Source organism: Luteimicrobium album (genome assembly GCF_030161555.1).
Classification (GTDB): domain Bacteria; phylum Actinomycetota; class Actinomycetes; order Actinomycetales; family Cellulomonadaceae; genus Luteimicrobium; species Luteimicrobium album.
Window position 1 is genome coordinate 669,612 of the sequence record NZ_BSUK01000001.1, and the last position, 12,714, is coordinate 682,325.

At 72.4% G+C, this 12,714-nt stretch carries 6 protein-coding genes and 2 pseudogenes; 5 read left to right on the forward strand and 3 right to left on the reverse strand.

What is annotated here, in order from left to right; translation table 11 throughout:
* Positions 1-219: 219 nt before the first annotated feature.
* The 5 genes and pseudogenes from QQK45_RS03385 to QQK45_RS03405 all read left to right on the forward strand — a co-directional run bounded on the left by QQK45_RS03385 (position 220) and on the right by QQK45_RS03405 (position 6,808).
* Positions 220-2,184 (forward strand): HNH endonuclease, encoded by a 1,965-nt coding sequence (locus tag QQK45_RS03385; protein ID WP_284292059.1) that lies wholly within the window; start codon positions 220-222, stop codon positions 2,182-2,184.
* 272 nt (positions 2,185-2,456) lie between these two features.
* Positions 2,457-3,826: pseudogene (locus tag QQK45_RS03390) on the forward strand (bifunctional o-acetylhomoserine/o-acetylserine sulfhydrylase).
* Positions 3,827-3,904: 78 nt separating this feature from the next.
* Positions 3,905-5,118, forward strand: a pseudogene (metX, locus tag QQK45_RS03395) (homoserine O-acetyltransferase MetX); the annotation flags it as partial.
* A 27-nt stretch (positions 5,119-5,145) separates the two neighbouring features.
* Positions 5,146-5,766 (forward strand): MFS transporter, encoded by a 621-nt coding sequence (locus tag QQK45_RS03400; RefSeq protein WP_284294933.1) that lies wholly within the window; start codon positions 5,146-5,148, stop codon positions 5,764-5,766.
* A gap of 64 nt (positions 5,767-5,830) precedes the next feature.
* The gene (locus QQK45_RS03405; protein WP_284292060.1) at positions 5,831-6,808 is read left to right on the forward strand and encodes a zinc-binding dehydrogenase; all 978 of its coding nucleotides are present in this window, start codon (positions 5,831-5,833) and stop codon (positions 6,806-6,808) included.
* A gap of 61 nt (positions 6,809-6,869) precedes the next feature.
* On the opposite strand, the gene QQK45_RS03410 is transcribed toward QQK45_RS03405, so the two are convergent.
* From QQK45_RS03410 to QQK45_RS22860, 3 genes are all read right to left on the reverse strand, one after another.
* Positions 6,870-10,637 (reverse strand): LamG-like jellyroll fold domain-containing protein, encoded by a 3,768-nt coding sequence (locus QQK45_RS03410; RefSeq protein WP_284292061.1) that lies wholly within the window; start codon positions 10,635-10,637, stop codon positions 6,870-6,872.
* 363 nt (positions 10,638-11,000) lie between these two features.
* Positions 11,001-12,053 carry a LamG-like jellyroll fold domain-containing protein gene (locus QQK45_RS03415; RefSeq protein ID WP_284292062.1) on the reverse strand — a complete coding sequence of 351 codons (1,053 nt, stop codon included), beginning with the start codon at positions 12,051-12,053 and terminating at the stop codon, positions 11,001-11,003.
* Complete coding sequence (locus tag QQK45_RS22860) at positions 12,050-12,694, reverse strand: glycosyl hydrolase family 65 domain-containing protein (RefSeq protein WP_431310319.1); 645 nt, start codon at positions 12,692-12,694, stop codon at positions 12,050-12,052. Before QQK45_RS22860 ends, QQK45_RS03415 begins: the two co-directional genes overlap by 4 nt.
* Between the last annotated feature and the right edge of the window lie 20 nt (positions 12,695-12,714).

A 12,714-nucleotide genomic window follows, 5' to 3' on the forward strand; every position in this document is an offset into this window, starting at 1 on the left:
GCAGCCACGCGTCGGCCCAGGGCACTCGGCGTGTCCGCAGCGCGCGCTGGCCCTCGACGTGCAGCGCTCCCGGTGTCGAGCCGCGCGCCGGCGCCGGTCCGGCGGCCGATGTGGTCCGCGGCCGAGGCGGTCCGGCGCACGTCGGGTATCCATCAGCCGACGAGACCGGCACGTGGTCGGGACTGGCATCTCGGTCGACATCCTGGCATAATCGAACACATGTTCGAATGTGCAGGAGACGAGGCTTGCGGACGCTACGCGTCGCCGTCCCCCTGCGCGGACGGCCCCTGGGCCGGCGACCCTTTCGCCCATGATCACCGGTACGAGTCCCTGATTCCCGAGTCCTTCGTTCCCGAGTCCTTCGTTCCCGCTGTTTCCATCGACCCCGAGCTCACAGGCCTCGAGGACCAAGCGCCCGGCCCCGAGCTCGCGAACCTTCTGGCGCGGCTCGAGCTCGCCGACCTCACTGACGACGCGCTCGTTGAGGTGGTCGCGGCAGCTGAGCGACTGCGGTCGTGGACGCTCGCCGTCCAGGCCAGAGCAGCCGTCGAGCTGAGTGCCCGGGCGGGCGGGTCCAGCACGGCCCTCGAAGGCGCCTCACTGCAGATCGCGGCACGACTCTGCCTGACGCGCCCTGCCGCGGACACGCTCCTGGGCCTCGGCGCCGGCCTCGACGACCTCCCGGTGGTCGCGGACGCTCTCGCGACCGGTCGTCTCGACCAACGGCGCGCGAACGCGATCCTCGACGGCCTGGCCGAGGTCGACCGGGAAGGCCGTCACGAGATCGCCGCGGCGCTCGTCGGTTCGGCGACCGCGCCCGGCCCCGCCTGCCGAGTGACACCCCCGCGTGTACGCGAGCGTGTGCGACGCCTGGTCGCCACCCGCGACCCGGCAGGTGCCGAACGTCGCCGGGTCCGCGCACGAGCCGACCGGCACGTCCGTTTCGATCCGACGACGGACGGCTCCGTGTTGCTGTCCGCGCTCCTGCCCGCCGACGACGCGGCGCGAGCGCGAGCTCATCTCGAAGCGGTCGCCGTCGCGACGCACCGTTCGACGGGCGAGTCCCGAACCCTGGACCAGGTACGGGCCGACACCCTGGTGAAGCTCCTCACGGGCGCCCGCCCGTTCACCCCGTGCGGCGGCGACTGCATCGCCGGTCGCGCCCCGCGCGCCGACGACGCCGCACCGACCGATCGCCCGACATCCTCCTATCGCTGGGAAGCCACCGGATCACGCCGTGCCACCACGTGGCCGCCGGCCGAGGCGGCCACCGGCGTCGCCTGGACGGCGCCGACGGTGCGGACCGTGGTCCACGTCACGGTCGCGGCGTCCACGCTGCTCGGGCTCGACGACGCTGCAGGCGACCTCGCGGGTGTCGGCCCCATCCCCGCGGACCTGGCTCGCCGGCTGGCCGCGGGGCAGGACACGACATGGCAGCGCATCCTCACCGACCCGGCGACCGGGATCGTGACGGACGTGTCGCGTCGCACCTACAGCCCCGGCCGCGTGATGGGGGACCTCGTCCGCACCCGTGACGCCACCTGCACGTTCCCCGGCTGCGCCGTCCCGGCGTGGCGCTGCGACCTGGATCATGTCGAACCGTTCGACCACGCTTCCGATCCGACCGGGGGCGAGCCACCGCCCGGCCAGACCCGGACCGACAACCTGCACCCCGTCTGCCGACGACACCACAACGCCAAGACCCACGGCGGCTGGGCCACGTCCCGGGACGGCGCAGGCAACGTGACATGGACAGCCCCCACTGGGCACACGCACCAGGTCGGCGCGCACGTCGCCGACCCCGCACGCCGTGACCGCGACCTCTCGCGCATCGACACCTCCGCCATCGTCGCCGCCAACAGCCCGAACGAGAACTCGCCCGTGAGCGCCAGGACCACCAGCCTGGCGCGCCGTGCCACCACGGCGCACTCACCGCTCGACCCTGCGATGCCGTGCGGGGTAGCAACCCCTCACGGCATCGTGTCCCGACGACGGCGTCACGCACGCCCGGGGACGGAGCCGGAGCCGTCGGAGCCGTCGACCGAAGCCGGCACACCCCCTTCTGAGCATTCGCCTGGAACGCCTGTCGTGACGCCGGGCTCGGCCGCTGACGAGACGTCCCCGGCAGCGCCGCTCGTCCGGCAGCGCCACCTGCCGGACAGACCCCGCTTCCATCTCACATGATGGTCTCACCATGCGAGATGGGGTGGACGAGCGTGAGACGCCGTCGTAGCGTCGCCACCATGTCCCGTCGAATGTGTCGCTGAGAACGCACCCGCGCAGGCCGCCCGCCGGCCGCACCGGTGATCCGTTCCAGCAGCCGTTCGTCGCCCCGGGCCGACCCGGACCTGAGAAGGTCCCCGCCCCTCGGACGCTCCGGACGCACGGGCCTCGCCCCGACGGATCGCCGCACCCCTCCCCCGCCGCACCGTCCACCCCTTCCGCCAGGAGCAGCCATGTCGAACGCCGCCGAGACCACGCCGCAGTGGTCCTTCGAGACCCGTCAGATCCACGCCGGCCAGCAGCCCGACCCCGCCACCGGGGCCCGCGCCCTGCCGATCTTCCAGACGACGTCGTACGTCTTCCCGTCCGCCGAGACCGCCGCCGCACGCTTCGCGCTGCAGGAGCTCGGGCCCATCTACACGCGCATCAACAACCCGACCCAGGAGGTCGTCGAGAACCGCGTCGCCGACCTCGAGGGCGGCGTCGGCGCCCTCCTCGTCGCGTCGGGCCAGGCCGCCGAGACCCTCGCGATCCTCAACATCGCGGAGGCGGGCGACCACGTCGTCGCGAGCTCGAGCCTGTACGGCGGCACGTACAACCTCCTGCACTACACGCTCGCGAAGCTCGGCATCGAGACGACGTTCGTGGAGGACCCGCACGACCTGCAGCAGTGGCGCGACGCCGTCCGCCCGAACACCAAGCTGTTCTTCGGCGAGACGATCCCCAACCCCAAGACGGACGTCCTCGACATCGAGGGCGTCGCGGGCGTCGCGCACGAGGTCGGCGTGCCCCTGATCGTCGACAACACCGTCGCCACCCCTACCTGATCCGCCCGCTCGAGTGGGGCGCGGACGTCGTCGTGCACTCGGCGACCAAATACCTGGGCGGGCACGGCACGGCCGTGGGCGGCGTGATCGTCGACGGCGGCTCGTTCGACTACGCCCAGCACCCCGAGCGCTTCCCGAACTACAACACGCCCGACCCGTCGTACAACGGGCTCGTCTACGCGCGCGACCTCGGCGTCGGCGGGATCTTCGGCGTGAACCTGTCGTTCATCCTCAAGGCGCGCGTGCAGCTCCTGCGCGACCTCGGCACCGCGATCTCGCCGTTCAACGCGTTCCTCATCGAGCAGGGCATCGAGACCCTCTCGCTGCGCATCGAGCGCCACGTGGAGAACGCGCAGAAGGTGGCGTCGTGGCTCGAGGGCCGCGACGACGTCGTGCGCGTGCACTACGCGGGCCTCGAGTCGTCCCCGTGGCACGCGAACGCCCAGAAGTACGCGCCGAAGGGTCCGGGCGCGGTGCTCGCGTTCGAGCTCGACGGCGGCGCGGACGCCGGGAAGGCCTTCGTCTCGGCGCTCCAGCTCCATTCGAACGTCGCCAACATCGGCGACGTGCGCTCGCTCGTCATCCACCCGGCCTCGACGACGCACAGCCAGCTCACCCCCGAGGAGCAGGCGCTGTCCGGCGTCACGCCGGGCCTGGTGCGCCTCGCCGTCGGGATCGAGAACGCCGAGGACATCCTCGCCGACCTCGAGCTCGGGTTCACGGCCGCCAAGGCGACGCTCGGTGCCAACGCGGCGACCTCGGACGCGCAAGCCTGAGGCCGAGGGTTCGATCCGTGGACGCCCGCACCCCCTCCGACTGTCCGTCCGTAGGCTGGACACCAGTGACCTCCCCGACCTGTCCCCCTCGTTTCCGCACGCCCGCCGACGGCGCGCGGACGCTCGGCCGCGACCCGGCGCCTCTCGCGCGACGCGGTCCCCGTGACGAGCGCGTGGCGCGTGGGCGACCCGGTCGGGCGGCGGCAGTTCGCCGACCTGGCGACGCTGGACCTGGAGGGGGCGGGCGTCTGCCCGTCACGCTCGCGTACGAGACGTGGGGCGAGCTCAACGAGGCCCGCGACAACGCGGTCCTCGTGCTCCACGCGCTCACGGCCGACTCGCACGTGACCGGCGACGCCGGGGACGGGCACCCGACCGCCGGCTGGTGGTCCGAGATGGTCGGTCCGGGGCGACCGATCGACACGGACCGCTGGTTCGTCGTCGCGCCGAACGTGCTCGGCGGCTGCCAGGGCTCGACGGGACCGGCGTCGAACGCGCCCGACGGCCAGCCGTGGGGCTCCCGCTTCCCCGTCGTGACCGTGCGCGACCAGGTCACGGCCGAGATCGACCTGGCCCGCGAACTCGGGATCGGGTCGTGGGCGCTCGTCGTGGGGGCGTCGATGGGCGGGCTCCGCGTCCTCGAGTGGGCACTCATGGGTCCCGAGGCCGGGATCGGCGTCGACGCCGTCACGGTCATCGCCTCGACCGCACAGTCGTCTGCCGACCAGATCGCGTGGGCCCACAGCCAGCTCCTCGCGATCCGCGCCGACCCGAGGTTCCGTGGCGGCGACTACTACGACGCCGAGGACGGCGACGGGCCTCACGTCGGCCTGTCGATCGCCCGGTCCATCGCGCACACGACCTACCGCAGCGCGCTCGAGCTCAACGAGCGCTTCGGCCGCGTGCCGCAGGGCGGCGAGGACCCGCTGCACGGGGGCCGGTACGCCGTGCAGTCCTACCTCGACCACCACGGCGACAAGCTCGCCCGCCGGTTCGACGCCGGCACCTACGTCCGGCTCACCGAGTCGATGCTCACGCACGACCTCGGGCGCGACCGGGGCGGCGTCGAGACGGCGCTCGGGCAGATCACCGCGCGCGCGCTCGTCGTCGCGGTCGACTCCGACCGGCTGTTCCTGCCCGCCGAGTCGGCACGCATCCAGCGCGGCATCCCCGACGCCGAGCCCCTGCACCTCATGCACTCGGACCACGGGCACGACGGCTTCCTCATCGACTTCGACCAGCTCGGCCCGATCGTGGCCGAGTTCCTCGGCACGCCCGACCGGGTCTCCTGACCGTGGACGGCGCCGGCGCGCAGCCGGCTGTCACGACGCCGGCCGCTCCCGAGGCGACACCCTCCCCGCGCCTTCGGCCTCCCGGTCGCGCCCGCCGCCGCCCTCGCCTGGGGGCTCCAGTTCGCCTTCTTCAACCCGGCCATCGCCCTGATCCTCGCCGACCGGTTCGGTGCGAGCGACGGGCAGATCGGCCTCGCGCTCGCGCTCTACAACGCGAGCGGGTTCGTGAGCTCGCTCGTGATCCCGGTGCTCGCGGGCAGGCTCACCGCCCGGTACTCGAACCTCACGCTCATCACGGCGTCCTGCGTGCTGGGCGCCGGCTACTACCTCGCGCTGGCGCTCGCCCACGGGCCGGTCGAGCTGGTCGCGTCCCAGGTCCTCAACGCGGCGTTCTTCGCGATCGTCGCCGGCATCGGCCTGACGTTCTTCCAGGAGATCATCCCGGCGCCCGGCCTGGCGTCGGGGCTGTTCTCGAACGTCCGACGCGTCGGCGCCGTGGCGGCCGGTGGGATCGTCGCGCTCGCAGGCGTCCTCGGCGGGTACCGGCACGTGTTCCTCGTGTGCGCGGCGCTCAGCGTGCTGGCGCTGGCGATCGTCGTGCCGATCGGCCTCCTCGGGCCGCGCCTGCGCCGCCCTCGCCGCGCCTGACCGCGGGCGCAGTCGCCCGCGGCGTCACCCGGTACCCGCCCGACCGCGCACGTAGCGTGGGGACATGCTCGCCGCCTACGTCGCACGCTTCTCCCCCGACGACCCGCTCGCCGCGCTCGAGGTCGGTGACCGGCCCGAGCCCGCGCCCCCGGCCGACGCCGCGCCGTTCTGGACGACCCTCGACGTGCGCGCCGCGAGCCTCAACCAGCACGACCTGTGGTCGCTGCGCGGCGTCGGCCTCCGCGAGGACCAGCTCCCGATGGTCCTCGGCACGGACGCGGTGGGGCGGACACCGGACGGACGGGACGTCGTCGTGCACGGGGTCGTGTGGGGCGACGGGCAGGCGACCGGGCCCGAGGCCGGCGACCGGCGCACGCTGCTCTCGGAACGGTTCGCGGGGACCCTGGCCGAGCGGGTCGCCGTGCCGACCGCGAACCTCGTGCCCCTTCCCCAGGGGCTCTCGCCGGAGGAGGCCGCGTGCCTCCCGACGGCGTGGCTCACCGCCTACTCGATGCTGTTCCGGGCGGCGCGGGTGCGGCCGGGCGACCGGGTGCTCGTCCAGGGGGCGGGCGGGGGCGTTGCGACGGCGGCGATCACGCTGGGCGCGGCCGCGGGGCTCGAGGTGTGGGCGACGTCGCGCTCGGAGGCGAAGCGCGCGGAGGCGCTGCGCCTCGGGGCGGCGGCCGCGTTCGAGTCGGGCGAACGGCTGCCCGGGCGGGTCGACGCGGTGGTCGAGACGGTCGGGAAGGCGACGTGGTCGCACTCGGTCCGGTCGCTCCGCCCGGGCGGGACCCTCGTCACGGCGGGTGCGACCACGGGCGACCCGGACGCCGTCGAGCTGAGCCGGATCTTCTTCACCGAGCTGCGCGTCCAGGGCGTCACCATGGGGTCGCGGGCGGACCTGGAGTCGCTGCTCGCGTTCGTCACACGGACCGGCGTCCGGCCGACGATCGACTCGACCTACCCGCTCGCGCGCGTCGCCGACGGGTTCGCGCGCCTCGCGTCCGGCGAGCACGTGGGCAAGGTCGTCGTGACGGTGTGACGAGACCCGCCGCCCGCCCGGTCTCCCGGGCGGGCGGCGGTCCTGGTCGACAGGCGAACCGTCAGCCGAGCTTCTTCCAGGGACCGTTCGGGTCCCCGGGCTTCTGGTTCCGGGTCCACCACTGCGCGACGTAGGTCGCACCCTGGTAGACCGCCTCGTCACCCGAGCTGAAGATCCGCGAGGGCGTCCACAGCGCGGTGCCGTTCGCGGCCGTCGCGATCTCCTGCCACGGGCCGTTCACGTCGCCGGGCTTCTGGTTCTGGGTCCACCACGAGGCGACCCAGACCGAACCGCCGTAGGACACCTGGTCACCGGTGTCGTAGACGGCCTTCGCGTCCCATGCCGGAACCGTCGGCGCGTTGTGCACCGTCACCTTCACCGTGACCGTCGACTTGTGCCCGGCGGCGTCCGTCGCCGTCGCGAGCAGCGTGTGCGCACCGTTGGCGACCGTCGTCGAGTCCCAGGAGAAGCTCTGGTCGCCGGCGGTGGGCTTCCACGCGTACGACAGACCCGCCGAGTCCACCCGGAGGTTGTACGCCTGGAGGTCGGTCCCCGCGAGCGAGACGGTGACCGGCACCGTCCCCGACACCGTCTCCCCGTCCTTCGGGGTCACGAAGGCCAGCTCGGGCCCGGACGACGGCGCAGCCGTGACGAGCTGGGCGACGTCGTCCGCGGTGAGCGCGCGGTCGAACACCCGCGCGTCGTCGACGGCCCCCTGGAGGAAGTCGACGCCGTTGCCCTGCCACTCGCCTCGGCCGATCGAGACGGTGCCGTTCGTGGCGTGCGTCTCGGTCGTCTTCTGGGTGCTCTGGAGGGTGCCGTTCACGTACAGCGCGATGGTGCCGGCGTCGGCGTCACGGACGCCGACCAGGTGGTACCACTGCCCCACCTGGACCTTGACATCCGAGGCGATGGCTCGCGGCCCGTTCGGGAAGCTGAACGCGAAACCCTGGCTCGGGTTGTTCGACCCGCTGTACTGCAGGAAGAACGGGCTCGAGCCCGTCGCCTGGACGCTGTCCGCCGCGACCGCCGTCGAGTACGCGGTCGGGAGGGCGTCCATACGGACCCATGCCGAGACCGAGTAGCTCTGCGTCGTGTCGAGCTTCGGCACGGACGCCGTCGCCTGGCCGGTCTTCCCGTCCAGCGAGACCGCCTGGCCGTACTTGCCGTCGGTGAGCGACGCGCCACCGGCGAGCTTCGCCGGGCTCGCCTGCCCGCTCAGGTCGGGCGCCGTCGTACCCGACGCCGCGTCGAAGTTCCACGAGCCGACCCCGTCGATGCCCGGTCGTCCGGTGGCCGCCGGCTCGCCCGCACCCGCGGCGATGACCTCCTCGTTGACGGCCCTCACACGAGCCTGGTCCATCTTCGAGACGCGGCGGTCGTAGGTGAAGAAGCCGTTGAGCTCGCCCTCGACATCGGTGAGCTGCGTGTAGACCGAGCCGGACAGGTGGTCGCGCGCGAACCCGACGAGCTTCGCCGTGTTCTCCACGTAGGCGTCGGTGAGGCTCTTGGAGTCGGTCACCTCGCCGTAGGGGTTGATCGAGCCACCGGCCCACATGTGGCCGAGGGTCGCGAGCGAGAAGCCGCCGTGCTCGCCGTCGATCGCGGCGCGCGTGGCGTCGGGCTCGGGGTCACCGGGGCCCGTGTAGTCGTGGTAGTCGATGATGTCGCCCGAGTTGGTGTCGCCGGGCATGTTGCAGCAGTTCTGGCCGCTGCGGGTGTTGACGAGGCGCGAGGGGTCCTGCGCCTTGATCGACTTCGCGACGTCCGCGGCCTGCGGGATGCCCCACTGGCCCCAGCCCTCGTTGAAGGGGATCCACCCGATGATCGACGTCGTCGAGATGTGCTGGTCGATCATGCGCTTGAGCTCGGACTTCCACTCGTCCTGCTGGGCCGTGTTGCTGTTCGACCCGGACGGCATGTCCTGCCAGACCATCATCCCGATCTTGTCGGCGTCGTAGTACCAGCGCTGCGGCTCGACCTTGATGTGCTTGCGGATCGTGTTGAAGCCCAGGTCCTTGGTGGTCTGGATGTCCCACGCGAGCGCCTCGTCCGTCGGCGCGGTGTACACGCCGTCGGGCCAGAAGCCCTGGTCCAGGGTCGACAGCAGGAAGGTCTGCTTGCCGTTGAGCACGATCCGGTTGGTGCCGTCGATGCTCTTGATGCCGATCGACCGGACCCCGACGTAGCTGCCGACGGTGTCCTTGCTCGTCCCGTCCTGGAGCTGGACCTTCAGCGTGTACAGGTACGGGTCGTCGGGCGTCCAGCGGTGCGAGCCGGCGATGGGCAGGTCGAGCTGCTCGTTCGCGCCGCCCGAGGTGGCGCCGACCTTCTTGCCCTTCTCGTCGAACGCCGTCACGACGACCGACGCGTCCTTCGAGGCGCCCGCCGCGTTCGCGGTGACCTGCACGGAGTCTCCCGTGCCGTCGTCGGACGCGGAGAGCTGCGGGGTGAGCTTGAGCGAGTCCACGTGCGCCTGCTGCACCGGCTCGAGCCACACCGTCTGCCAGATGCCCGACGACGGCGTGTAGAAGATCCCGGACGGGTTCGCCGACTGCTTGCCCGTGGGCTGGGCGCCGGTGGTGTCCGTGACGCGCACGACGATGTCGTTCGTCCCCTGCTGCACCGCGTCGGTGATGTCGGCCGTGAACGCGTCGTAGCCGCCCGTGTGGTCGGCGACGACCTTGCCGTTGACGTAGACGGTGGCCTGGTAGTCGACGGCGCCGAAGTTGAGCTCGAGGCGCTGTTGACCGGCCTCGTCGCCGATCTTCCACGACGACGGCACCGTGAACGTGCGGTGGTACGCGAAGTGGTCGTAGTGCTTCTGGATGCCCGAGAGCTGGGACTCGATGGGGTACGGGACGACGGCGGTCTGCGCGTCGTCCCACGCGGTGGGCGGCGCGGTGTCCGCGGCGGCGAGGGGCTCGAAGTCCCACTTGCCGTTGAGGTTCTGCCAGTCGTCGCGCGTGAGCTGCGGGCGCGGGTACTCGGGCAGCGGGTTGTTCGGGTCGACGTCCTTGGCCCACTGGGTGGTGAGCTGGTAGGTCGAGGCGTTGTCGATCGCGGCGTTGAAGCCGGAGACCTTGTCCCCTCCCGCCGTGAGCGAGCCCTCGCCGTCGTAGACGACGCGGCCGTAGGCGTTGCCGAGCACCGAGGCGCCGAGCGCGATCGTGACCCGGTCGCCGCTCGCCGTCACCGAGGTGATCGGGTAGTCCGTGCCGTCCACGGGCACGCGCAGGTGCTTCGCGAGGTCGTCGACGTTCGCCACGGCGCCGGGGAACGTCAGGACGACGCTGTCGCCCTGCGACGGGATCGCCGCGTCGACGTCGTACGGCGTGAAGTCCGACGGCGGGGTGAACGCGGAGGCCGGCACGGCCTCCTTGGCGACGCCGGCGTCAGCCGAGGCCCAGCTCAGGTGGACGTTGGCGCCGCCCGTGGCCTGGAACTGCTCGAACGTGAACGGCACCGGCTGGCCGGCCTCGAGGTGCACGGTGTGGGTCGCGGTCTGCTCCGTGTCCCACTGGTTGACCCAGAAGTCGATGAGCAGGTCGGACGCGTCGCTGCCGCCGACCCACAGCCGGAAGCCGTTGTCGCCGATGGCCGAGAACGTGTAGTCGCCGGTCTTGGCCGCGGTGACGAAGCCCGACCAGCGCACGCCGACGTTCTCCGTCGCGCCGGTCATCGCCTTGTAGACCGGGATCATGTCGTTGACGTCGACGTCCGGGTCGAGGACCGACGCCTTGAGGTTCGCCGGGTCGAGCGCGAACGTGCTCGTGTTGGTGATCGTGTAGTAGTCCGCGCGGAGCCCGCTGCGACCGGTCTGGTCCACCTTCGGCGTCGCGGCGGACGCCAGGGCGTCGGCGACACCCGTGTGGGTCCCGGCGGTCGCCGTCGGGACGACCGTGACCGCCGTGGCGAGCGCGAGGACGCCGATCGCTGCGGACCGCAGCAGCCGGGTCCCGTGGCTCGTGGCCCGGGTGGGGGTGGGTCGAACATCTGCCTACCTCTTCTCATCGTTGAGCCGGAACTCGGCGAGGTGCGTCTGAGCCGGTGGGCGCCCCGCTCGATCAGGTTTCGCTCACCAACGAGACACAGTCTGACAACGGTGACCAGAAAAGGCAACAGTTACGAGCAATCAACGACAGTTCCCAACACAGAACATGTCGCCTTCTGAGCGAACTGCCCGCTCCGGTCACGCGAGCGCCGCGACCTCGCTGCTCGTGAGCGCGCGGCCCCACACGCTCACCTGGTCCACCGCACCCGGCCAGAAGTCGCTCGGACCGCCGCCCGAGAAGCCACGGCCGATCGCGAACCGGCCCGCGGCGGCGTCGCCCGCCGCCTGCGCCCAGACCTTGGCCTGCCTGACCCCGTCGACGTACAGCGTGTACGTGCCCTGGTCCGCGTCGTGAACGCCCACCAGGTGGTACCAGCGGCCCGTCTCCGGAACCGCGTCGGCGAGCGCCCTGCCCTCGCTCGTCGAGAACGCGAAGCGGTTGTCGGCCTGCGAGTACTGCAGGTAGAAGCCGCTGGAGACGTCGCCGTCCTGGCTCACGGCCGTCGCCCACGAGCCCAGGCGGTCCAGCCGGACCCAGGCGCTGGCCGTGAAGCTGCCGGCGGTGTCGAGCACGGGCACGTTCGTCTGCGCGGCCTGCCCGCTCCCCGAGAGCTGGAGCGCGGTGCACGCGGCCGCGTCTCTGCCGGCCGTCCACGTGGCGCCCCCGGTGAGCGTGGCGTCGTGGCCGCCGGCGACGTCGTGCGCGACGGTCCCCGAGCCCTCGTCCAGCGACCACGCCCCGACCGGGTTCTGGTGGCCGGGCGGGAACGCGACGCGCAGCGCCTGCCGCCGGTGCGTCGACTCGGCGGCGGGTCCGGCGCGGTAGGTGGCGGTGGCGGTGAGCGTCGCCGCCGAGCCGGGTGCGGCGTCCGCCGGCGCGGCCACCGTGAACCGCCAGGTCGCGTCGCGGCCCGCGTGCACGACGCCCGGCCGCGAGCCGGTCGGCCTCGCCGTCCACCCGTCGGGCACCGCGAGCGCGACACGCGGAGACGTGAGGCTCCGCTTCCCCGTGGCGCGCACCGTCACGGAGACGGTCGTCGCGTCGCTGACGACGACGGAGCCGCTCGCGCCGGCGCCGCCGACGGTCACGGCCGCGTCCGTCGAGGACGCCGACCACGACTGCAGCTCGCTCACCCCGACGAACGCGCCGCTCGGGTTGGTGAAGAGCAGACGGATCTTCGACGTCGTCAAGGCCGGGAACGTGATCCGGTTGAGGTCGTTGCCGACCGGGGCCTTCGTCGACCTCGCCTGCCGGGGCACATCCTGCCAGGCGGACCCGTCCCAGTACTGCAGCCGGTAGTCCGCCGCGGGCCTGACTCCCCGCCGTCGTCGTAGCCGTACCAGCGCACGTCGCTCACGACGGTCGGCGCCCCGAAGTCGACGCCGTACCAGTCCTGCGCGTTCGGCGACGAGTAGTTCGTCCAGCGGGTGTCCTCGGGGAGGTTCGCGTAGAAGATCTTGCCGTCCAGCGCGTTCCAGGCGTCGTCGTACCGCCACGTGTACGACGCGATCGGCTGCGGATAGCCCGTCCGCAGCGGGTTGGCCGCGTCGTTCACGAGGTGGGTGCCCGACGACGTCGCGACCGTCCGCCCGACGCGCAGCGTGAGGTCGCGCAGCGTCCGCGAGGACTCGGCGAGGCGCCCGTCGACGTACACCCGCAGGCCCGCGCCCTGGTGGTAGTGCGAGCCGTCGCGGTCCCACAGCAGGGTCACGTTGTGGCCGTGGTACGGGACGTTCTCGGCCGCGAAGTGGTCCCACGACGCGGGCACGAGCGGCTGGATCTTCAGGGTGTCGCCGGCTTGCGGGCGCAGGCCGAGGAGGCCCGAGAGCACGAGGTCGTCGAACGTCGAGT

Bases quoted from the DNA above. Each gene is read 5' to 3' on its own strand.
- QQK45_RS03385 (WP_284292059.1), top strand. From the start codon at position 220: ATGTTCGAATGTGCAGGAGACGAGGCTTGCGGACGCTACGCGTCGCCG.
- QQK45_RS03405 (WP_284292060.1), top strand. From the start codon at position 5,831: ATGCTCGCCGCCTACGTCGCACGCTTCTCCCCCGACGACCCGCTCGCC.